Annotated in this window: 15 protein-coding genes; 4 read left to right on the forward strand and 11 right to left on the reverse strand. The window is 70.7% G+C overall.

What is annotated here, in order from left to right:
• Window positions 1-41 precede the first annotated feature (41 nt).
• The 3 genes from ACZ6JE_RS08925 to dnaK form a co-directional block, all read right to left on the reverse strand.
• Window positions 42-1,055 (reverse strand): DnaJ C-terminal domain-containing protein, encoded by a 1,014-nt coding sequence (locus tag ACZ6JE_RS08925; RefSeq protein WP_192061592.1) that lies wholly within the window; start codon window positions 1,053-1,055, stop codon window positions 42-44.
• Window positions 1,056-1,195: 140 nt separating this feature from the next.
• Window positions 1,196-1,894 (reverse strand): nucleotide exchange factor GrpE, encoded by a 699-nt coding sequence (locus ACZ6JE_RS08930; protein WP_464318732.1) that lies wholly within the window; start codon window positions 1,892-1,894, stop codon window positions 1,196-1,198.
• An 8-nt stretch (window positions 1,895-1,902) separates the two neighbouring features.
• Window positions 1,903-3,783 carry a molecular chaperone DnaK gene (dnaK, locus tag ACZ6JE_RS08935; protein ID WP_192061593.1) on the reverse strand — a complete coding sequence of 627 codons (1,881 nt, stop codon included), beginning with the start codon at window positions 3,781-3,783 and terminating at the stop codon, window positions 1,903-1,905.
• 203 nt (window positions 3,784-3,986) lie between these two features.
• On the opposite strand from dnaK, the gene ACZ6JE_RS08940 reads away from it, so the two are divergent.
• The 3 genes from ACZ6JE_RS08940 to ACZ6JE_RS08950 all read left to right on the forward strand — a co-directional run bounded on the left by ACZ6JE_RS08940 (window position 3,987) and on the right by ACZ6JE_RS08950 (window position 11,210).
• Window positions 3,987-5,369, forward strand: a complete 1,383-nt coding sequence (locus tag ACZ6JE_RS08940) for an MFS transporter (RefSeq protein WP_464318733.1) — start codon at window positions 3,987-3,989, stop codon at window positions 5,367-5,369.
• Between the two features lie 89 nt (window positions 5,370-5,458).
• Window positions 5,459-8,209, forward strand: coding sequence for a hypothetical protein (locus ACZ6JE_RS08945; RefSeq protein WP_464318734.1), 2,751 nt, complete (start codon window positions 5,459-5,461; stop codon window positions 8,207-8,209).
• A 265-nt stretch (window positions 8,210-8,474) separates the two neighbouring features.
• Complete coding sequence (locus tag ACZ6JE_RS08950; RefSeq protein WP_464318735.1) at window positions 8,475-11,210, forward strand: Ig-like domain-containing protein; 2,736 nt, start codon at window positions 8,475-8,477, stop codon at window positions 11,208-11,210.
• Between the two features lie 126 nt (window positions 11,211-11,336).
• Here the strand turns inward: ACZ6JE_RS08950 and ACZ6JE_RS08955 are convergent, their stop codons facing one another.
• Entirely contained in the window at window positions 11,337-12,410 is a 1,074-nt protein-coding gene (locus ACZ6JE_RS08955) for an LCP family protein (protein ID WP_464318736.1), read from the reverse strand.
• Complete coding sequence (locus ACZ6JE_RS08960) at window positions 12,407-13,330, reverse strand: DsbA family protein (protein ID WP_464318737.1); 924 nt, start codon at window positions 13,328-13,330, stop codon at window positions 12,407-12,409. Before ACZ6JE_RS08960 ends, ACZ6JE_RS08955 begins: the two co-directional genes overlap by 4 nt.
• A gap of 126 nt (window positions 13,331-13,456) precedes the next feature.
• Here ACZ6JE_RS08960 and ACZ6JE_RS08965 point away from each other — a divergent pair, with 126 nt between their 5' ends.
• Window positions 13,457-14,767 (forward strand): GNAT family N-acetyltransferase, encoded by a 1,311-nt coding sequence (locus ACZ6JE_RS08965; RefSeq protein WP_192061602.1) that lies wholly within the window; start codon window positions 13,457-13,459, stop codon window positions 14,765-14,767.
• Between the two features lie 174 nt (window positions 14,768-14,941).
• Here ACZ6JE_RS08965 and ACZ6JE_RS08970 read toward each other — a convergent pair whose 3' ends face one another.
• The 6 genes from ACZ6JE_RS08970 to ACZ6JE_RS08995 are packed head-to-tail and all read right to left on the reverse strand — an operon-like array spanning window position 14,942 to window position 22,489.
• Window positions 14,942-16,132, reverse strand: a complete 1,191-nt coding sequence (locus ACZ6JE_RS08970) for a glycoside hydrolase family 1 protein (RefSeq protein WP_464318738.1) — start codon at window positions 16,130-16,132, stop codon at window positions 14,942-14,944.
• Window positions 16,133-16,169: 37 nt separating this feature from the next.
• On the reverse strand, window positions 16,170-17,063 hold the full coding sequence (locus tag ACZ6JE_RS08975) for an alpha/beta fold hydrolase (protein ID WP_464318739.1): 894 nt from the start codon (window positions 17,061-17,063) through the stop codon (window positions 16,170-16,172).
• Window positions 17,060-18,793 (reverse strand): ABC transporter ATP-binding protein, encoded by a 1,734-nt coding sequence (locus ACZ6JE_RS08980; protein ID WP_464318740.1) that lies wholly within the window; start codon window positions 18,791-18,793, stop codon window positions 17,060-17,062. Before ACZ6JE_RS08980 ends, ACZ6JE_RS08975 begins: the two co-directional genes overlap by 4 nt.
• Window positions 18,790-19,848 carry an ABC transporter permease gene (locus ACZ6JE_RS08985; protein ID WP_464318741.1) on the reverse strand — a complete coding sequence of 353 codons (1,059 nt, stop codon included), beginning with the start codon at window positions 19,846-19,848 and terminating at the stop codon, window positions 18,790-18,792. The genes ACZ6JE_RS08980 and ACZ6JE_RS08985 overlap by 4 nt, the downstream gene beginning before the upstream one ends.
• Window positions 19,845-20,825: an ABC transporter permease gene (locus ACZ6JE_RS08990; protein ID WP_192061607.1), complete on the reverse strand. Its 981-nt coding sequence runs from the start codon at window positions 20,823-20,825 to the stop codon at window positions 19,845-19,847. Before ACZ6JE_RS08990 ends, ACZ6JE_RS08985 begins: the two co-directional genes overlap by 4 nt.
• Window positions 20,822-22,489: an ABC transporter substrate-binding protein gene (locus ACZ6JE_RS08995; RefSeq protein ID WP_320478088.1), complete on the reverse strand. Its 1,668-nt coding sequence runs from the start codon at window positions 22,487-22,489 to the stop codon at window positions 20,822-20,824. Before ACZ6JE_RS08995 ends, ACZ6JE_RS08990 begins: the two co-directional genes overlap by 4 nt.
• Window positions 22,490-22,846 lie beyond the last annotated feature (357 nt).

Genomic DNA, 22,846 nt, shown 5'->3' on the forward strand with positions numbered 1-22,846 from the left:
GGTCGGCCGGGTCTCTGCGCTCGGTCATCGTCGTCGTCCGATCAGGCCCGGGCGCGGGCGATCAGGTCGTCGCGCGGGTTCTCGGCCGGCAGCGCGGCGGCCAGCGCCTCGACGGCCTCGCGGGCCTTGTCGTTCAGATGCGCCGGCACGGCCACCTGCACCGTGGCGAGCAGGTCGCCGGTGCCGTTCTTGGTCGCGACACCGCGCCCCTTGACCCGCAGCACGCGGCCGCTCGGAGTGCCGGCCGCGACGCGCAGACGCACCGGGTCGCCGCCGAGGGTCGGCACCTCGATGGTCGCGCCGAGCGCCGCCTCGGCGAACGTCACGGGCACGTCGACACGGAGGTTCTGGCCGTCGAGCTCGAAGACGGGGTGCTTCCGCACCGCGATCGTCAGCACGAGGTCGCCGGCCTCGCCGCCGTCGGGGCTGGGCTCGCCGCGACCGCGGAGGCGGATCTTCTGGCCGTCGTGCACGCCCGCCGGGATCTTGACCTTCATCGGCTTGCCGTTGGAGGCCTGCAGCGAGATGGTCTCGCCCACGATGGCGGTCTGGAAGTCGAGCGTGGTCGTGGCCGTCATGTCGCGGCCCTTCTGCGGCCCGCCGAACCCGCGGTAGCCGCCGCTGGTCTGACCGAAGCCGCCCCCGCCGCCGCCGAACATGCCGCTGAAGATGTCGTCGAAGCCGCCGCCACCGCCGCCGGGCTGCCGGTACTGCGTGCGCTGACCGCCGCCGCCCTGCCCGAACATGCCGCCGAAGACGTCCTCGAAGCCGCCGCCTCGGGCGCCGGGGCCGCCGCTGCCGGCCGAGAAGCGGGCACCGCCGCCCATGGCGCGCACCTGGTCGTACTCTTTGCGCTGCTCGGGGTCGGCGAGCACCGAGTGGGCCTCGCTGACCTCTTTGAACTTCGCCTCGCTGGCCGCGTCGCCCGGGTTGGAGTCGGGGTGGTACTTGCGAGCGAGCTTGCGGTACACCTTCTTCAACTCGGCGGGGGTGACGTCTTTGGAGACACCGAGGACGGCGTAGAAGTCTTTATCGAACCAGTCCTGACTCGCCATGCGGCACCTCCTTCCATGGATCTTGGCCGCCCGCGAGGGGCTGCCGGAGAGAATGTGGGAGGCGGTGGGCGCCGTCTCGAGGCGCCCACCGCCCCCCCCCCCCCCCCCCCCCCGGTCGCGACTCCCGTCGCGGTGTGGTTCTACTGCGGTGCGTGCACCGCGACCTTGGCGGCCCGGATGACCCGGTCGCCGATCTTGTAGCCGGGCTCGATCACGTCGGCGACCGTGTTGACGGTCACGTCGGGGCTCGGCAGCTGCACGAGGGCGTCGTGCATGGTCGGGTCGAAGACGTCGCCCTTCGCGCCGATCTGCACGAGCCCGAACTTGTCGAGACCCCCGCGGATCTTCTGCGCGATGACGGTCATCGGACCCTCGGCGAGGTCGCCGTGCTGCTCGGCGCGGACGAGGTCGTCGAGCGCGGGCAGCAGCGACCGGACGACCTCGGCGACGACGGCCTCGCGGTTCGCCTCGCGGTCGCGCTCGACGCGACGGCGGAAGTTCACCAGCTCGGCCTGCGCACGGAGCATGTCCTGGCGCATGTCGGCGACGAGATCGCGGCTCGCCTCGTCGAGGATGGCCTCGTCTTCGGCGCTCATCGAAGCCGCGGCCTCGGCCGCCCCTTCGGGCGCCTCGGCGTCGCTCGGCACCTCGACGTCGGGCGCCTCGACGGTCGGGAGGTCGTCGACCCCGTCGACCGCTGCGGTGCCGCCGTCTTCGGACGGGACGTCGGCGCTCGCCTCGGGCCGGACCTCGCCGGTCTCGGGGTCGAGTCGCCGCTTGTCTCGGACGACCGGCTCGGACTGCTCGTCGTCGGCGGGACGGTTCTGCTCGTCAGTCATGCGGGCCTCTACTTCTTGTCGTTGTCGTCGTCGTCCACGACCTCGGCGTCGACGATGTCCTCGTCGTCGGCCGGGGTCTGACCGTCGCCCTCGGAGCCCTCGGGCCCGGCGGCACCCGCGGCACCGGCCTGGTCGGCCTGGCCCTGCGAGTAGATGGCCTGGCCGAGCTTCGACTGGCTCTCGTTGAGCTTGTCGAAGGCGGGCTTGACGGCGGACTCGTCGTCGCCGGCGAGGGCCGACTTCAGCGCGTCGACGTCGGCCTGGACCTCGGACTTGACGTCGGCGGGGAGCTTGTCGTCGTTGTCCTTGATCAGCTTCTCGATCGAGTAGACGAGCTGCTCGGCGTTGTTGCGGGTCTCGTTGGCCTCGCGACGCGCCTTGTCTTCGGCGGCGTGCTCCTCCGCCTCGCGGACCATGCGCTCGATGTCGTCCTTCGAGAGCGACGAGCCGCCGGAGATGACCATCGACTGCTCGGTGCCGGTGCCCTTGTCTTTCGCGGACACGTGCACGATGCCGTTGGCGTCGATGTCGAAGGTGACCTCGATCTGCGGCACGCCACGCGGGGCGGGGGCGATGCCGGTCAGCTCGAAGGTGCCGAGGTTCTTGTTGTCGCGGGTGAACTCGCGCTCGCCCTGGAAGACCTGGATGGCGACGGACGGCTGGTTGTCGTCGGCCGTCGTGAAGGTCTCGCTGCGCTTGGTCGGGATGGCCGTGTTGCGCTCGATGAGCTTGGTCATCGCGCCGCCCTTGGTCTCGATGCCGAGGCTCAGCGGGGTGACGTCGATCAGCAGGACGTCCTTGCGCTCGCCCTTCAGCACGCCGGCCTGCAGGGCGGCGCCCACGGCCACGACCTCGTCGGGGTTCACGCCCTTGTTGGGCTCACGACCTCCGGTCAGCTGCTTGACGACCTCGGTGACGGCCGGCATGCGGGTCGAACCGCCGACGAGGACGACGTGCGAGATGTCGCCGACCTTGACACCGGCCTCCTTGATGACGTCGTTGAAGGGCTTCTTGGTGCGGTCGAGGAGGTCGCTCGTCCACTGCTCGAACTGCGAACGCGAGATGGTCTCGTCGAGGTTGAGCGGGCCGTCGGCCGTCAGCGTGAGGTAGGGCAGCTGGATGCTGGTCGAGGTGCTCGACGACAGCTCCTTCTTGGCCTGCTCGGCGGCCTCCTTGAGGCGCTGCTTCGCGATCTTGTCGGTCGACAGGTCGACGCCGTTGTTGTCCTTGAACTTCTTGATCAGGTGCTCGACGATGCGGTTGTCCCAGTCGTCGCCGCCGAGGCGGTTGTCACCCGAGGTGCTGCGCACCTGGATGGTGGAGAAGTCGTCGTCTTTGCCCACTTCGAGCAGCGAGACGTCGAAGGTTCCGCCACCGAGGTCGAAGACGAGGATGAGCTCGTCCTCCTTGCCCTTGTCGAGGCCGTAGGCCAGGGCCGCGGCGGTGGGCTCGTTGATGATGCGGAGCACGTTGAGACCCGCGATCTCGCCGGCCTCCTTCGTGGCCTGACGCTCGGAGTCGTTGAAGTACGCGGGCACGGTCACGACCGCGTCGGTGACCTCTTCGCCAAGGTACTGCTCGGCGTCGCGCTTCAGCTTCGCGAGGATGCGCGCGCTGATCTCCTGGGGCGTGTACTTCTTGTCGTCGATCTCGACCTTCCAGTCGGTGCCGACGTGACGCTTGACCGACGCGATGGTGCGGTCGACGTTGGTGACGGCCTGGCGCTTGGCGGTCTCGCCGACCAGCACCTCGCCGTCCTTCGTGAACGCGACGACCGAGGGGGTCGTGCGCAGACCCTCGGCGTTCGCGATGACGGTGGGCTCGCCGCCCTCGAGGACGCTGACGACCGAGTTGGTGGTTCCGAGGTCGATTCCTACTGCACGTGCCATGTGCTGTTCTCCTTCGTGGTGCGCTGTTGCGGAAACTTGTGGGGCCGGCCTTGAGTCGGCCAGGCTCAACTTTACTCGCGCCCTCGCCGAGGTCAAGCTGTGAAGCTGAAAGTTGAGCCAGAAACACTCAAGTCTCGAACGGGGGTCGCCCCCGCAGGAGGCGCGGTGCCGGCAGGACACCCCCGCCGACTAGGTTGACCCCCATGACCGCAGCGCAGACGCTCGCCGACACCGCACCGATCCCCCGTGGCCGGGTGATCTCGTGGGCGCTCTGGGACTGGGGCTCGGCCGCGTTCAACGCCGTCGTCACCTCGTTCGTCTTCAGCACCTATCTGGCGAGCGGCGCGTTCGTCGACCCCGCGATCGTCGCGTCGGCGGGGGATGACACCCGCAACGCGGCCCTCGTGCTCGCCAAGGCCGAGAACGCGACGGTCATCTCGACCGCGCTGACGATCGCCGGCATCCTCATCGCGCTGCTCGCACCCGTGCTCGGTCAGCGGAGCGACGGCTCCGGCCGACGCAAGCTGTGGCTCGCGGTCAACACCGGCCTCGTCGTGGCGGCGATGGCCGCGATGGTCCTCGTCGCCCCGGTGCCGGGCTACCTCGTGTTCGGCGCGGCCCTGCTCGCCGTCGGCAACATCTTCTTCGAGTTCGCCAGCGTCAACTACAACGCGATGCTCGTGCAGGTCTCGACGCCCAAGACCATCGGCAAGGTGTCGGGATTCGGCTGGGGACTCGGCTACGTCGGCGGCATCGTGCTGCTGCTGGTGCTGCTCGTCGCGTTCCTGCAGAGCTTCGGCGTCGACGGCCGCGGCGGCCTCCTCGCCGTGCCGACCGGGACGGAAGGAGGCGCGTGGGACGTCCGCTGGGCCGTCCTCGTCTCCGCCGCGTGGTTCGCCGTGTTCGCGGTGCCGGTGCTGCTCGCGGTGCCCGAACCGCCCGCCACCGCGGCACGCGCGCGGGTGGGGCTGTGGGGTTCGTACCGCCTCCTCGGCTCCACGATCGCGAAGCTCTGGCGGACCAACCGCCAGGTGCTGCTGTTCCTGCTGGCCAGCGCGGTGTTCCGCGACGGCCTCGCAGCGGTGTTCACCTTCGGCGCGATCATCGCGGCGCAGGTGTTCGGCTTCACCCCGAGCATGGTCATCTACTTCGCGGTCGGGGCGAACCTCGTGGCCGGCATCGGCACGTTCGTCGGCGGCTGGCTCGACGATCGGCTCGGGGCGAAGACGATCATCGTCGGGTCGCTCGTCGGTCTCGTGATCGCCGCCTTCGCCGTGCTCGCCATCGGGACGGCGACGGATCTCTTCTGGGTCTTCGGCCTGGCGCTCGCCCTCTTCGTCGGGCCGATCCAGTCGGCGAGCCGGTCGTTCCTCGCCCGCGTCACGCCGCCGGGGCGCGAGGGCGAGATCTTCGGCCTCTACGCCACGACGGGGCGCGCGGTGAGCTTCCTGGCCCCGGGGCTCTTCACGCTGTTCGTCTCGGCGACGGGCGACACGCGCTACGGCATCGTCGGCATCGCCCTCGTGCTGCTCGCCGGGCTCCTGCTGATGCTTCCGGTGAAGGGCGTCCAGCGGTCCATCGACTGACTCCCACGGTCTCGATGAGGGCGATTCGAATGTAATATACGAGTCGGCCGCCCCGATCGGTCTTCCCTGCACCTCATCCGAGAGAAGACATGAAGAAGAAGATCACCACCGGGCTGGCCATGGCCGGTCTCGCCGCACTCACCCTGGGGACGGCCTCACCCGTCGCCGCAGAACCGGGCTCCGGGGCCCCCGTCGCGAACGAGACCACGGCCGCGGCGTCACCGTCCTCGACATCCACCTCGGCGACCGCCGCCGCAGCACCTCGCATCGCCTCCATCGAGCCGTCCGACCGCGACGAGCTGTCGGTCATGGGCATGGCCCCGGGCGCCCGCGTCGTGGGCATCCGCGTCGAGGGCGGACCGAGCGAAGGCGCCGGTGTCGTCGACGGCCGCTTCGCCGCCCTCATCGACATCGCCCACCTCGGCAAGAACGCCACGCTGATCTCGTACACCCCGCAGGGCGTGGTCGAGGTCGACTTCGTCCTCGAGCCCCAGTACGCCGAGGGCGAGAACGAGGCGCCCGGCACGCCCGTCATCCACGCCGTCAGCCAGTACGACGACGACAGCTTCGTCATCGAGGGCACCGTGGCGCACCAGCCCGATCTGTTCTCGAAGACCGAGGTGTGGGCCAACCGATCCGGGATGTCATGGGACTTCCCGTCCGAGAACGGGTCGTTCTCGCTCACCGTGCCCGCCTCGCGCGCCGGCGAGATCATCGACGTGACCGCCTACTACCGGGGCCACGCGAGTGAAACTGCCCAGGTCGAGCTCGTCGAGACCGAGCGCAACACCGCCTCCGAGGTCCACCCGCTCGAGGTCGAGTCGCCTACGGCGGGCGACGTGCTGGCGGCCCCCGAGGCGACGTTCACGGGGTCCGGGATCCCGAACTCGCAGATCGTCGTGAGCCGCGACGAGAAGACGAACCGCGCCTCCTCGACCCTGTGCGAGACCCGCGTGACCTCGCTCGGCGACTGGAGCTGCACCTCGCCGGCGCTTCCCGCCGGGAGCTACGACACCGTCGTGACCGAGACGCCCACCTGGACCACCGCGCCGGAGCAGACCGCGGGCACCGCGTTCTCCGTCGCCGACACCACGCCCGATCCCGGCGCGTCGAACACCGGCGGCCCCGCGACCCCGATCCTGTCGTCGGTGACGGAAGAGGCCGACGGCAGCCTGATCGTCCGTGCCATCGTCAACGGCGCGGGCCAGGCCCGCATCGAGGTCGGCGACCACAGCGAGACCCTGCCCCGCGGGCAGCACGGTCGATTCCCGTTCACGCTCGACGGATCGATGCTCGGCCAGACCGCGACGATCACGGGTGTGTCCCCTGAGGGCGATGGCGACTCCATCGAGATCGATCTGACCCCGACCGAGGCCCCGGCGGGCTCGCCGCTGGCAGCCCCGCAGGCGCACGGCGTGACGAAGTCCGAGGGCGAGCCGTTCTACGTCCAGGGCACGACCTCGTACTTCGACGACGAGTACTCCGTCCCGTCGGTGATCGCGCAGGTCGACGGCGAGTTCATCGGTGCGACGGGGGCCACCTGGAACGGCGCGTTCTTCATCGCCATCCCGGCCGAGTACGCCGGTCAGGACATCGACCTCATCACGGTCCGGAACGCCGAACTCTCCGAGGCGACCACGATCACGGTCGAGCCGACCGAGGGCAACACGGCCTCCGAGGCGTTCCCGCTCGAGGTGACCTCGCCCGCCGAGGGTGAGAGCGTCACCCCCGACCTGACCTCCCTGGTCGGCGAGGGCATCCCCGGCGCGCGGATCTCGATCGAGTCGTCGGCCACCGAAGGCGACGCGCCGCTCATCACGAGTGTGCTCGGCGACGGCAGCTGGAGCGTGCCCGTCACTGCTCCCCTGCTGGCCGGCGACCACGAGATGACCGTCACCGAGACGCCGTACTGGCCGGGCGTGGCCTCGGTCACCTCGGCCCGCTCGTTCACCGTCTCCGACGGCTCCGACGGCTCCGAAGACGGCGACGACTCCGAAGGCGGCGAGTCCGACGAGCGAGCGATCACCGTCACCACACCGGTCGACGGCAGCACCTTCGCCGCCGGCAGCGTCGTGACCTACACCGGCACGGCCACCCCTGAGGCCACCGTCTCGGTCCGTCTCGGCTACGGCTTGGCGCCCCTGGTCGCCGAAGCGGACGAGAACGGGAACTGGACCGTGTCCCGCTGGCTCGGCAACGCGCCGTACACCGCGACCATCACGCAGTCGAAGGACGGCAAGCAGATCGGTGAGCGTCACACCGGCCCGACGATCACCCCCGCCGCGACGACCGCACCTGTCGTCGTCACCGCGCCCGTCGATGGCAGCACCTTCGCCGCCGGCAGCGTCGTGACCTACACCGGTACCGCCACCCCGGAGGCCACCGTCTCGGTCCGCCTCGGCTACGGCCTGGCACCGCTGGTCGCCGAAGCCGACGAGAACGGGAACTGGACCGTCTCGCGCTGGCTCGGCAACGCGCCCTACACGGCGACCATCACGCAATCGAAGGACGGCAAGCAGATCGGCGGGTCGCACACCGGCCCGACGATCACGCCTGCCGCGACGACCGCACCGGTCGTCGTGACCGCACCCGTCGACGGCAGCACCTTCGCCGCGGGCAGCGTCGTGACGTTCACCGGCACCGCCACCCCGGGTGCCGACATCGCCGTGCACCTCGGCTACGGACTCGCACCCGTCACCGGGACCGCGAACGCCTCCGGCGACTGGAGCGTCTCGCGCTGGCTCGGCAACGCGCCCTACACCGCCAAGGTGATCCAGTCCAAGAACGGCACCCCGCTCACCGCCACCCACACCGGGCCCACCATCACCCCCACCCGCTAAGACACGGCGGAGAACCGTCCACTGGCGTGAGCCGCCTCGACGACACGACGAAGCCCCTGGAACGAGCCCACGCTCGCTCCGGGGGCTTCGTCGACTCGCGGCCACGATGGTGACGCTCTCCGACTGCTGATGGCGCGCCTCCGTCGATGCTCGAAAATCCCGCCGCCCCTCGATGCGATCACGGGGTCAGGGTGCGCGCTCTGCGAATGTAATATACGACATGGCCGCCCCGATCGGTCTTCACCGTCCCCAGTCGAAAGAAGACATGTCCAAGATCATCACCGGGCTGGCCACTGCCGGTCTCGCGACCCTCGTCCTCGGGGCGACCGCCCCGCTCTCGGCCGCGGCCGTCCCCGCGAACGGCGACCGGGCTGCTGCCGCCGTCGACGCGGAGGACCGCGCCACGGCCTCGCTCCCCACGCCGCAGGTCGCCTTCATCCAAGCTGAGGAGAGCGGTTCCCGACTCACCCTCGGCGGCCTCGCGCCCGACGCCGACTTCGTCCGAATCGACGTCGCGAACGGTATCAGCGGCGGAACGGTCGGGGTCTGGAACGGCCGTTTCACTCATTCGATCTCCGCGCAGGACGTCGGCAAGACCGCGACCATCCGCGCCTACGACTACTCCTCGCGCAGCAGCTCAGCCGCCGAGGTCGTGCTCGGACCGATGTTCGCCGAGGGCGAGGACGACGCGCCCGGCACGCCCGTCGTCCACGCCGTCAGCCAGTACGACGACGACCATCTCGTCATCGAGGGAACGATCACCCATCGCCCTGGCCTCTTCCACAAGACCGTGGTCTGGGCCGAGGGATCGGGCATGTCGTTCGACTTCCCCTCCGAGAACGGCGCCTTCTCGTTGACGTTGCCGATCGCCCGTGCAGGTGAGGTCATCGACGTGACCGGCTCCTACGGGAGCCATGCGAGCGAAGCGGCCCAGGTCGCGCTCGTCCCCACCCAGCGCAACACCGCCTCCGAGGTCCACCCGCTCGAGGTCGCATCACCCACGGCGGGTGACGTGCTGGCGGCCCCCGAGGCGACCTTCGCCGGGTCGGGCATCCCGAACTCGCAGATCGTCGTTACCCGCGACGAGAAGACGAACCGCGCCTCCTCGACACTGTGCGAGACCCGCGTCTCGTCGCTGGGCGACTGGAGCTGCACCTCGCCGGCGCTCCCCGCCGGGAGCCACGACACCGTCATCACCGAGACGCCGACCTGGGCCTCCGCCGCGAAGCAGGAGACGCGCACGGCCTTCACCGTCGTCGACGACGCCGATGACGACGCCGCCGCCGGCTGGACGCCGAGTCAGCCGATGCTGTCGTCGGTCACCGAGAACGCGTCGGGGAGGATCGTCGTCCGGGTCATCGCCAACCGAGCGACCACGGCCGAGATCGTCGTCGGAGACCACGAGGAGACCGTGCGCGGCAGCAACGGACGCTTCGCCTTCGAGCTCGACGGCTCGCTCGCCGGTGCGACCGCCACCGTCACCGGCCTCCTGGCCGAGAACCGGGGCCGATCCCTCGAGATCCCCCTCACGCCGGTCGCCGCCCCCGACCCGTCGCCTCTCGAGGCACCTCGGATCCACGGGATCGTGGGCGATGCCCAGAACGGCTTCTCCATCGCGGGGACGACGTCGTACTTCGCCACCGAGTTCGACGTGCCGGGTGTGATCGTCCAGCACGAGGGGCGCTTCATCGGCGGCGCCGACACCACCTGGAACGGCGCGTTCATGATCCCCGTCGACGCCAAGTACGCGGGCGAGGAGCTCGACGTCATCACCGTCCGGGATCTGGCCATGTCGGACCGCACCACCGTCGCGGTCGAACCCACCGAGGGATTCGACGCTTCCGAGATCTTCCCGATCGACGTCACCTCGCCCGCCGAGGGCGAGACCATCCCCGCCGACACCGAGGTCTTCACCGGCACCGGGATCCCTGGATCGACCGTCGCCATCAGCAGCACGACGGAGGGCTCCGAGACCCTCGTCGTCGAACTCGGCAAGGCCGACGTGTTCGCCGACGGCAACTGGCGCGTCGAGCTCGACGCACCGCTGTCCGCCGGTGACCACGAGATGACGGTCACCGAGACCCCGTTCTGGGAGGACGCCGCACCGGCCGTGTCGACCCGATCGTTCAGCGTCGCCGAGGGCTCCGAAGACGGCGACGACGGCGAGGTCGCCGAGAAGCCCATCACGGTCACCGCACCCGTCGACGGCAGCACCTTCGCCGCCGGCAGCGTCGTGACCTTCACCGGCACCGCGACCCCCGGCGCAGACATCGCCGTGCGCCTCGGCTACGGCCTCGCACCCGTCACGGGGACCGCGAACGCGTCCGGCGACTGGACCGTCTCGCGCTGGCTCGGCAACGCGCCGTACACCGCGACCATCACGCAGTCGAAGGACGGCAAGCAGATCGGCGAGCGTCACACCGGCCCGACGATCACCCCCGCCGCGACGACCGCACCTGTCGTCGTCACCGCGCCCGTCGATGGCAGCACCTTCGCCGCCGGCAGCGTCGTGACCTACACCGGTACCGCCACCCCGGAGGCCACCGTCTCGGTCCGCCTCGGCTACGGCCTGGCACCGCTGGTCGCCGAAGCCGACGAGAACGGGAACTGGACCGTCTCGCGCTGGCTCGGCAACGCGCCCTACACGGCGACCATCACGCAATCGAAGGACGGCAAGCAGATCGGCGGGTCGATCACCGGACCGACGATCACTCCTGCCGCGACGACCGCACCGGTCGTCGTGACCGCACCCGTCGACGGCAGCACCTTCGCCGCGGGCAGCGTCGTGACGTTCACCGGCACCGCCACCCCGGGTGCCGACATCGCCGTGCACCTCGGCTACGGACTCGCACCGCTGGTCGCCGAGGCCGACGAGAACGGGAACTGGAGCGTCTCGCGCTGGCTGGGCAACGCGCCCTACACCGCCAAGGTGATCCAGTCGAAGAACGGCACCCCGCTGACCGCCACCCACACCGGGCCCACCATCACACCGGCCCGCTGAGACACCGGTCTGACCCGCCGAAGGGCGGGAGTCGCCTCGGCGACACGACGAAGCCCCGGGGCGAGCATGCTGCTCGCCCCGGGGCTTCATCGTGCGCGGGGTGCGGACGACGGCGCCCGCGCCCGATCAGGGCGCGGCGTCGGGCAGCGCCTCGTCGGACTGCAGGGCCTCACGCACGGTCTCGAGACCCGCCGGGTCGATCGCGAGGTACGACTGCCCGTCCGCCGACGTGCCCCCACCGGCGACCGGCAGGGTGACGGCGTGCAGGCTCGACGGCGTCAGCCCGCGCGAGCTCCAGCCGAGCTCGAGGAGGCGCGCCGGGGTCAACGACGCATCGACCGCCAGGTGGTCCGCCGTGACGCCGACGAACTCCGACACCCGGGCGGGGTCGGTCAGCGTGCCTCGGCTGACGACCCCCTGGGCCAGACCCGTCAGGAACGCCTGCTGGTTGCGGACCCGCTGGTGATCGGCGTCGGCGAACGAGTAGCGCTCGCGCACGAAGGCGAGGGCCGCGTCGCCGTCGAGGCGGTTCAGCCCCTGACGGAACTCGTGCGGACCCGCGGTGAAGGGCTGCTCGGAGTCGACGACGACCCCGCCCAGGGCGTCGGTCATGGCGCGGAAGCCCTCGAAGTCGATCTCGGCGACGTGGTCGACCCGCACCTCCAGCAGCTGCTCGACGGTCTGGACGGTGAGCGGCACGCCTCCCCAGCTGTAGGCGGCGTTGATCTTCGCCTCGCCGTGACCGGGCACCTCGACCCATGAGTCGCGCATGATCGAGAGCACCTCGACGGACGAGCGGTCGGCCGGCAGCCGGACGAGCATGATCGTGTCGGAACGCCCGCTCTCGCCCTCGACCCGGGTGTCGGACCCGAGCAGGAGGACGTCGACCGCCCCGTCGTCGTCGGCGGCCGGGCGCCCCTCGTACTCGGGGAGGGCGCCGGCGATCGTCGTCGAGCGGTCGTCGAACGACGCCCCCAGACGGACCAGGTAGCCGGCGCCGACCACCGCGGCCAGGACGGGCACGCCGACGAGGACGGCGAGCGTGACGACGACCACGGTCAGTCGCCGCCTCCGACGCCGCTCAGCCTGTCGGCGGGCACCCCGCGACGGCGCGGGGTCGAGACCCAGCTCGGCGAGAATGTCGACGCCGTCGCTGCCGACGTCGCGGCCCGAGCGGGGCGCTCCGCCCGACGCGCTCATCGCACACCTCCGGCGGTCTCGGCCGCGTAGGCCTCGCCCAGCGTCGACGCCACGAACTCGGGGAACGACTGGACCTCGGGGTCGAACAGCTCCCCGTTGACGATCGCGGTGGGCGTCGACGTGATCGCCTCGACCGAGTCGTAGGGCAGGGGGCCGGCGAGCGCGCGGCTCGTGGCCGCGGTCACCCAGCCCGCGAAGCGCTGGTCGGCGACGCACTCGGCGACGGCCGAGGGATCGTCGAAGGGATGGGCCTCGTCGACGATCCGAGCCAGACCCTCGATCGAGTGCCCCCGGCTGCCCGGGTCGGGCTGAGCGGCGAAGAGGGCCTGGTTGACCGCCCAGAACCCGTCGGGCTCGAGGTCGGCGACGCAGGCGGCCGAGGCGGCGGCCCGGGTGGCGTACCGCGAGCCCAGCGACGACCGGTCCGTGACGGACAGCGGGTGGATCTGCACGGTCGCCGCGCCGGACTCGACGAGACCCGTGAGGTAGTCGGCGTTGTCGAGCTCGAACTGCGCGCACCCCGGGCAGTGGTAGTCGACGTAGACCGCGATGTCCGCCACGTCGGAGGCCCCGGGGGTCGGCGAGGCGTCGGGTTCGGCGTCGACGGCCCGGGCGGGCGATCGCTCGGCGACGAGACCGGTGCCGACGCGGACGCCGTCCGCGGCGGTGTTGGCGGGGCCCGATCCCGTCGGCGACGAGGCCGACGCCACGAGCACCGCGGCCACCGTGGTCACCAGCGCGAGCGCGACCACGGCCGATCCGCCCTTCACCAGCGCGACCGTCGCGCGCTCCCGACGACGGGCTCGCCGTCGGCCCTCCTCCGCCTTGATGCGTGCCGCGGCCCGCGCATCGCTGCGCGCATCGGGCCGCCCGTCCGTCTGTGCCCCGTGGTCGTGTCGGGTGCCGTCGTCGTCGAGCATCCGCCCTCCTTCATCCTAGATAATTCCTCACATCATATTTCACCGGGGCGGTGCTGGCAATACGTCGGAACGAGCCTCCACCGCAGGGACGACGACAACGTCGGGGGCCAGCCCTAGGCTGACGCCGTGACTGCCTTCGACGACGACTACGACATCCGCACCTTCCCGGCCGCCCTGGCCCCCGAGTCCACCGACGACGAGCCGCGGGCCGATGCCGAGACGGCCCGCTGGGTCCGTGCCGAGGCGCTCGGATTCCACGAGGCGGCCCCCGACGAGAACGCCGTCGGTCGCACGGCCCGCCGACTCGCGGCCGACGGCCGCACCGAGACGGGCGTCTACCCGCGCGAGCCCCGCGACGGCTCCCTCGACGCCGAGGGCCAGCCCGTCGCGACGTTCGAGTCGTTCGTCAAGTCACTGAACGTCGGCGGCGGCCGCCTGCTCGACGCCCACCTGATCTCAGGTGTCACCGTGCAGCCGACCCACCGTCGCCGCGGGCTCCTCCGCCGTCTGATGACCGACGACCTCGCGCGCGCCAAGGGCGCCGGTCTCGCGGTCGCCGCGCTGACCGCGAGCGAGGGCTCCATCTACCGTCGGTTCGGGTTCGGGGTGGGGGTGCGCGAACGCACGATCGAGGTCGACCAGCGCCGCGCCTCCGGCCTGCTCGGCGACCCCGAGGGCAGCACCGAGCTCGTCTCGCGCGACGCCCTCGTCGAGCTCGCGCCGGCGGTCTTCGCCCGGTACCACGCCCGCACCCCGGGCTCGATCGACCGACATGAGGGCGCGTGGAACCGCCTGCTCGGGCGCGAGCGCCCCGACGGCACCCCCGACCCCGCGGTGCGCGGCGCGGTGCACCGCGACTCGTCCGGGGTGGTCGACGGCTACGTCGCGTACCGCCTCGAGGGCGCCGACGGGGCGCGCACCCTCGTCGTGCTCGATCTCGTCTCGGCCACCGACGACGCCTACCTCGGCCTCTGGCAGCTGCTGCTCTCCGTCGACCTCGTCGCGACCGTGCAGTACGCCGGTGCGCAGCAGAGCGATCCGCTCGGGCACGCCCTCGTCGACGGGCGGGCCGTGCGGGTCACCCACGACGAGGACCACGTCTGGTTCCGGGTGCTCGACACCGTGGCGGCCCTGCAGGCGCGCCCCTGGGCGGCCGACGGGGTCGTGACGATCGCCGTGGGCGACTCGCTCGGGCACGCGGCCGGCACGTTCCGCGTCACGAGCGAGGGCGGCAGCGCCACCGTCAAGCGCGCCGCGGTGCGCCGGGCCGACATCGAGCTCGACGTGGCGACCCTCGGCTCGCTCTGGCTCGGCGGCGTCGACCCCGTCACCCTCGCCGCGGCGGGGCTCGTGCGCGAACGCCGCAAGGGGGCGGTGCAGACCGTGCGGGCGATGATCGCCGCCGATCGACCGCTGCACAGCATCACCCACTTCTGATCCCGGCTTCCGATCCGGCGTCGAGGGGTCACGACGCGCCGCCGAGCCCCGAGGCGGGCGGCATGTCGTGACCCGTCGAGGCGGAGATGCAGGAGGCGCGGGTCGGGTGACCCGCGCCTCCTGCGCCCTGGGATGGGGCACGGCGCCGCCGCGGCACGCGACGACGCCGTGGTCTCACACGGCCGAGCTGCGCTCGAGGCCGTTGGCCTGCGCCACGCCGCCGTACCAGCGCGCGCTGGGCTTGGGGGTGCGCTCGAAGGTGTCGCGGTCCCAGGCGATCAACCCGAAGGTGGGGCGGAATCCGCTGGCCCACTCGTAGTTGTCGAGGGCGCTCCAGTGCTGGTAGCCGAGCACCTCGATGCCCTCGTCGATGGTGTCGTGGATGTGCTCGAGGGCGCCCTGCGTGTAGGCGATGCGGCGGCTGTCGTCGGCGGTCGCGATGCCGTTCTCGGTGACCATGACCGGCACGTGGCCGGACAGCTCCCACGCGCTGCGGATGCCCTCGGCGGCGGCCGGCGGCCAGAACTCCCAGCCGGTCAGCGTGGTCTCGAGCCCGTCGGCGACCGGGCGCGGCCCCTCGGGGCCGACGAAGGTCTGCGTGTAGGCCTGCACGCCGACGAAGTCGTCGCCGGCCGCCATCTCGCTGTACCAGTCGTCGCGGATGTAGCCGTACTCACGGGTCTTCTCGGCGGCGCCCGGCTCGTCGACGGCCTTGAACGCCTGGGTCGCGACCGTCCAGCCCGACTTGACGCCGGCGATCTGCGACAGCACCTCGCGGCTGCGCTTGTGCGAGGCGAGCAGCGCGTCGGCCACCTCGAGGTCGGGGTTCGGCAGACCGTACGCGACCAGGTTCGAGGCGTCCTCTCCGCCGGCGAGCATCGCCGCGATGTTCGGCTCGTTGATCGTGCAGACGTAGCGGACGCCCTCGCTCACCACCGGCAGGGCGAGCTCGGTGTAGCGGGCGAAGAGGTCGGCGGCGTCGGGTGCGCGCCAGAAGCCGTCGCGCTCGAACCAGCGCGGCACCGTGAAGTGCATCAGCGTGACGATCGGCTCGATGCCGAACTCGTGGCAGGTCTCGACCATGCGGCGGTAGTGCGCGATCTGCGCCTTGCTGACGACGCCGCGCTCGGGTTCGATGCGGGCCCACTCGATGCTGAACCGGTAGCTGTTCAGCCCCAGCTCGGCGAGCAGGCGGATGTCGTCGCGGAACCGGTTGTAGCTGTCGGCGGCGTCGCCGCTCGGCTCGACGATGGTCGTGCCGGGCGTGTGCTCGTGCACCCACCAGTTGGAGTTGACGTTGTTGCCCTCGATCTGGTGGGCCGCCGTCGCGGCGCCCCAGAGGAAGTTCTCGGGGAAGGTGAGCACGGAGTGCTCCTTTCGGTGATCGTGGAGGAGGAGCGGGTCAGGAGGCGCGGGTCGACCCCGGCACGGAGCCCCAGAAGTCGGCGAGCAGCGCGACGGTCGCCTCGGGTTGCTCGATCTGCGGCGAATGCCACGCGCCGGCGACGATCTCGTAGCGGGCGCCGAGCCGGGAGGCCATGTCGCGCTGCCACGGGATCGGCCACGCGGCGTCCCATTCGCCGTGCGCGACGAGCACGGGCACGCCGGTGGCGGCGAGAGCCGCGGTGGTGTCCTCCGGCAGCTCGAGGATCCGCGCACCGCCGATCAGGCTGTGCGGGCTGGTCCGCCGCATGCGCATCCGGACGAACGCCAGCTCGGGGTCGAGGGCGGCGAGCTCGGCGTCGTCGAGGCCGAGCGTGATCGGGTTCGTCGAGTCGAACAGCGCGGCGCCGCCCTTCTCGGCGACCAGGTGGCGTTCGAGGTGCTTGCGATCCGCCCAGCCGTGCGGGCCCGAGCAGAGCATCGTGTACGACGAGAACAGCTCGGGCGCCTGCAGCACGGCCGCGCGGCCGATCACTCCACCGAGGCTGTGGCCGAGCAGGTGCACGGGGCGACCGTCTGCGAGCAGCGGGGCGATGCGCACGATGTCGCGCGCCTCCTCGTCCAGGGTGTGATCGTCGAGCGAAGGAGGCGCGACCGAGTCGGCCTGACCGCGTCGCGAGACCACGATCACCTCGAACCCGGCGTCGCGCAGCAGCGGCATCGTGACGCGGAAGTCCTCTTTCGAGCCGGTGTACCCGGGGACGACGAGCACGGTGCCGCGGGCCGGGGCCTCGGGCACGACGCGGTAGGCGCTCAGCCGGCCGACGGGCAGGTCGATCGCCACCGTGTCGACCCCCTCGGCGACCGGCAGATCGCCGAACACGGGATGCGGCGCGAAGTCGTGCAGAGTCATCGGAGCTCGCCCCGTGCGAGGGAGCGCCGCGGGTTCGGCACCGCGTCGAGCAGCTTGATCGTGTACGGATCGGTCGGCCGCTGCAGCACCTCGGCCGTGCCGCCCCGTTCGACCACGGCGCCCTGGTTGAGCACCATGATGTCGTCGGTGATCAGCCGCGCGCTCAGCAGGTCGTGGGTGATGTAGAGCAGCGAGACGCCCCACTGCTCGCGGAGATCCTCGAGCAGGGCGAGCACGCCGGCCCGCAGCGAGACGTCGAGCATCGAGACCGGCTCGTCGGCGATGATCACCTGCGGGTCGCTGGCGAGCGCCCGGGCGATCACGACACGCTGCCGCTGCCCGCCCGACAGCTGGTGCGGCAGCTTCGCCGCGAACTGCTCGACCGGCGTCAGACCGACCGTCTCGAGCAGTTCGAGCACCCGGCGCCGCGCCTCCTGACCGGTGAGGCCCGTGAAGTTCACGACCGGGCGGGTGAGCGTGTACTCGACCGTGTGCAGCGGGTTCAGCGCCGCGTACGGGTCCTGGAAGACCATCTGCACGTCGCTGCGGAAGCTCCGCAGCGCGCGACCCCGCAGCTTCGTCACGTCGGTGTCGCCGAACGTGACGCTGCCGCTGGTCGGGCGCTCGACGCCCGTCACCAGCTTGGCGATCGTGCTCTTGCCCGAACCGCTCTGACCGACGAGGGCCAGCGATCGACCCGGCTCGAGGCTGAACGAGACGTCGCGCACCGCGCGCACGGGCTCGTCGCCCCGCCGAGGAGGCGCGTAGGTCTTCGACACCCCGCTCACCACGATGGGCTGCTGCGCGATCCGCTGCCCGCGGGTCGACACGGTCGGCACCGAGGTGGTCGTGTCGACCCGGCGCTCGCCCCGCGCGTGACGGACCGAGCGGTCTTCGAAGCCCGGCAGCGAGACGACCTCGGCGCGCGGGTCGGCGTAGTGCGAGAGCAGCATGCGGGTGTAGTCGTCCTGCGGGTCCTCGAGCACGTCGAGGCTCGCGCCGTCTTCGACGATGCGGCCCTCGTGCATCACGAGCACCCGCTGCGCCGACTCGAGCACGATGCCGAGATCGTGGCTGATCAGCACGGCCGTGAAGCCCTCGCTGCGCTGCAACGCGATGATCGTGTCCATCACGGCGTGCTGCACGAGCACGTCGAGGGCCGTGGTCGGCTCGTCGAACACCATCAGCTGCGGCTCGAGCGAGAGCGCCAGGGCGATCGACACGCGCTGACGCATGCCGCCCGACAGCTCGCCGGGGAACCTCGCGAGCACACCCGGATCGAGCTCGACCTTCGAGACGAGCTCGACGGCGCGGCTGTGCCACTGGTCGCGCGGCACGTGGCCGTGGGCCTTGAAGACGTCGACGAAGTGGTTGCGGATGGTGCGCACCGGGTTCAGCGCGTTCATGCCCGACTGCAGCACCATCGCGAAGCCGCCCTGCCGTTGCTGACGGAGGGCCTCGGTGCCGAGCGACTGCACGTCGGCGCCGTCGAACAGGATGCTGCCGCCGTTGGTGCGGGCCGGCGGCTTCTGCAGCCGGGTGAGCGCGTAGCCGAGCGTGGACTTGCCCGAGCCCGACTCGCCCACCAGCCCGACGAACTCGCCGCGCTTCAGCTGGAACGACACGTGGTCGACCGCCTGGACCGGCTCGGCCCCGGCGCTCTCGTACACGACGCTCAGATCGCGGACGTCGAGGAGGACGTCGTCGCGGACGTCGTTGCTCGTGCTCATGATTCGTCCTCTGTTCCGGTTGCTCGCTGGTCCGATCCGGCAGGCCGGCTCGGCGCTGGCGTCGCGGAAACGCTTCGCGTTTCTTTGAGCTCCAGCGCGCATGCGCGCGCCTCCTTGGCCTTCTTGGCTCCGCCTTCGCGGAGGCGGGGGTTGCCGACGGCGTCGACTCCGAAGTTGATGAGGGTGAGGCTCATCGCGAGCAGGGCGATGCAGAGACCCGGTGCGAACAGCAGGATCCACTGACCGGTGAGCAGGGCGTTCGAGTTCTGCGCCCAGTAGAGGATCGTGCCCCAGCTGACGATCGACGAGTCGCCGAGCCCGAGGAACTCGAGGCCCGCCTCGGCGAGGATCGCGCTGGTCGCGGCACCGAAGAACGAGCCCGTGATCAGCGACGTCATGTTCGGCAGGATCTCGCGGAACACGATGCGCCCCGAGCTCTCGCCCGAGAAGCGGGCCGCCGTGACGAAGTCCCGCGAGCGCAGCGACTGCGTCTGGCTGCGGAGCACCCGCGCGCCCCACGCCCAGCCGGTCACGACGATGACCGCCATGATGACCAGGATGCCGCCGTTCTGCAGGTAGGCCGCGATGACGATCATCAGCGGCAGACCCGGGATGACCAGGAACAGGTTGACGATGAAGCCGACGACGTCGCCGCCGAAGCCCTTCATGTAGCCCCAGCTGAGACCGATCGCGACGGCGATGACGGTCGACAGCACGCCGGCGACGACACCGACGAGCACGCTGATGCGGGCGCCGTAGATCAGCTGGCTCAAGACGTCCTCACCGGCGGCGGTGGTGCCCATCCAGTGGGCCCAGCTCGCGTCGGCGCTGCGCTCGAAGCCGTTCTCGCTGCCGCCGTAGGGGGCCAGCAGAGGGGCGAAGATCGCCGTCAGCACGAAGACGCCGAGGATGATCACGCCGATCTTCGCCTTGGGGTTCGACCAGATGGTCGCGGCCATGCGGCCGATGGTGAGCCAGCGACTGGGCGCCTTCTGCTCGGCGGGGCCGCTCGGCGGCGCGCCCTCGGGCAGGTGGACGGACACGGTGGAGGTCATCGGCGGGTCCTTGGGTCGAGCACGCCGTACAAGATGTCGACGAGGAAGTTGGCGACGAGCACGCTGACCGTGATCATCAGGAAGAGGGCCTGCATCAGCGGGTAGTCCTGGCCGATGACGGCGTTGAACAGCAGGTAGCCGATGCCGGGGTAGCCGAACACCTGCTCGACCAGGATCGAGCCGCCGACCACGCCACCGAGCGCGAGACCGAAGCCGGTGAGGTTCGGCAGGATCGCGTTGCGGGCGGCGTAGCGCACCGCGACCGTGCGGCCCTTGAGGCCGTTCGCCTCGGCGAAGGTGACGTAGTCGTCGCCGAGCGTCGAGATCATCGCGTTCCGCATGCCGAGGATCCAGCCGCCGAGACTGGTCAGGAGGATCGTGATGGCGGGCAGGACGGCGTGCAGCAGGGCGTCGCCGACGAACGCGGGGGTGAACCCGGGCGTCGTCGTGGCCCCGTAGGCGCCGGTGGTCGGGAACCAGTGCAGCACGTAGCCCAGGAAGAACAGCAGCAGGAGCGCCGTCCAGAAGTACGGGAACGTGCTCATGAAGCTGCCCGACAGGGTCGGCAGCGAATCGAGCCAGGTGCCGCGCTTCCACGCGGCGGCCACGCCGATCAGGGTGCCGAGCACGAAGGCGATGATCGTGCAGACCCCGACGAGGATCAGCGTGTACGGCAGCGCCTGGCCGACCAGGTGGCCGACCGTCTCGGGGAAGAACGTGTAGCTCGTGCCGAAGTCGAGACGCACGACCTGGCCGAGGTAGCTGACGTACTGCTCGAGCACGTTGCCGCTCGGCACGCCAAGCTGGGCCTCGATCGCGGCCCGGGTCGCGTCGGTGACGGGCCCGTTCTGCGACAGCTTCGCGATGGCGGCGTCGGTCGGGCTGCCCGGCATCAGCCTCGGCAGGATGAAGTTCAGGGTGACCGCGGCCCACAGGGTGAGGACGAAGAGACCGAGTTTCTGGGCGGCGTACTTCACTGGTCTCCCCCGTCGTTCTGCACGCGCTTCAGCTTCGTGAAGATCAGCAGCGGTGCCTGGTCGTAGTTCTGCGGGGCCATGTACGGGTCCTCCGCGGTGGGCCAGCCGGTGAACTTGGCGTCGTTGAACAGACCCCAGAGCCCGCCGTAGTAGAGACCGATCACGGGCAGCTGGTCGTAGACCACGTTCTGCAGCTGGTACGAGAGCCGCTGCTGGTCGGCGGGGTCGGTCGAGGCCTTCCACTCGTCGAGCAGCTCGTCGACCGCGGGGTCGCTGAAGCGCTCGTAGTTGGCGGCCGTGGTCTCGCCGATCGGCGTCGCGAACTCACTGTTCAGCAGGTTGTTGAAGGCCTGGTACACGTTGCCGTTGCCCATGCCGCCCATCGCCATGTCGAACTCGCCGTTCGCGATGGCCGACTGGTAGCCGGCCGGCTGGGGAGCCTGGATCTGCACGTCGATGCCGATCGCGCCCAACTGGCTCCGCACCTCCTGAACCGCCCGAAGCCAGTCGGTGTAGCCGTTGGCCGTGAGGATCGTGATCTTCAGCTGCTGACCGTCGGGGCCGACGAGCCGGTCGCCCTGCTGCGTGTAGCCCGACTCGGCGAAGGCCGCGAGGGCGCCGTCGACGTCCTGCTCGATGATGCCGTCGTTCGGGATCGAGGGGTCGAGGTCGTCCTCCTGGTTGGGCAGGATGAGCCCGGTCTGCCCGGCCGGCTCGAGGTAGCCCTCGGTGGCCGACTCGGCGATCGGACCGCGGTCGAGCGCCAGCGCGATGCCGCGACGCACGTTCACGTCGTCGAAAGGCGCCTTGGTGAGGTTCGGCACGAGGCCGATCACACCACCCGGCGGGAACCAGAAGTGGTTGTCGGGACTGGCCGCACCCCAGGTGCCCTCGACGTCGCTGATGAACGAGTACGACCAGTCGTAGCCGCGCGTGACGGTGTCGAGCTGGTTGTTCGTCGCCGGCAGGATGAGGTGGCCGATCTCGATCTTCTCCGCCTGCCAGTACGACTCGTTCTTGTCCATCGAGTACTGCTGCGGCGAGTAGTTGCCGAGCGTGAACGGGCCGGTGCCGACGGGGTCGGGGTTGCGGAACGTGGTCGGGTCGTCGACGTCCTTCCACAGGTGCTCGGGCACGATCGTCGTCTGGCCGATGATCTCCATCGCCGGCACGTCGTCGGTCTGCAGGTGGAAGACCACGTGGTCGCCCCGGGTCTCGATGGTCTCGATGTGCTGCCAGGCGCCCTTGAGGTCGAGCGACGGATTCTCCTTGATGAGGTCGAACGTGTACACCACGTCGGCCGGGGTCATCTCGGTGCCGTCGGACCACTCGACGCCGCTGCGGATCGTCATGTCGACGGTGCGCGCGTCGGGCAGCGTCGTCTCGCTCGCGAGCCACGGCGTGATCTCGTTGTCGAGCGGGTTGATCTCGAGCAGGGGCTCGTAGATCCACGTGGAGGCGGTGCGCTTGTTCGTGAGGAACGGGTTGAAGTTCCGCTCGAACTGCGGGTTGCCCTTGTCGGCGTTGATCAGCATCGTGTCGTCGCCGATCGTCGGATCGGGTTGGCTGCGGATCTGGATGCTGCAACCGGCCAGCAGGAGCGCGGCCGCCGTGGCGGCCGCCGCTGCTCGCACCAGCGCGCGGGGTCTTGACGTGTGCTTCATCGCCACGGTTCTCTCATTCGTCGTCGAGGTGAGTCTGATGAGTGTAAGCGCATACATGGCGCAACGGCAAGCGGGTTCGCGGGGTGCGCGCGGGTTCGCGCCGTGTGTGCCGGGCGTGCGCGGGCGTGCGCGGGGTGCGGCGGGTTCGTGGCGTGTGTGCGCGGGGTGCGGCGGGTTCGTGCCGCGCGTGCGCGGGCGTGCGCGGGGTGCGGCGGGTTGGTGGCGTGTGTGCGCGGGGTGCGGCGGAGCGCGGCGGAGCACGGCGGACGCGGGCATGGCACGGTCATTCGAGATCGAGAGAGTGCGCAGCCGGCCCTCACCTCGACCCGCCATCATCGAGAGCAGGGCGGGAACCCG

Source organism: Frigoribacterium sp. AC759 (assembly GCF_979256015.1).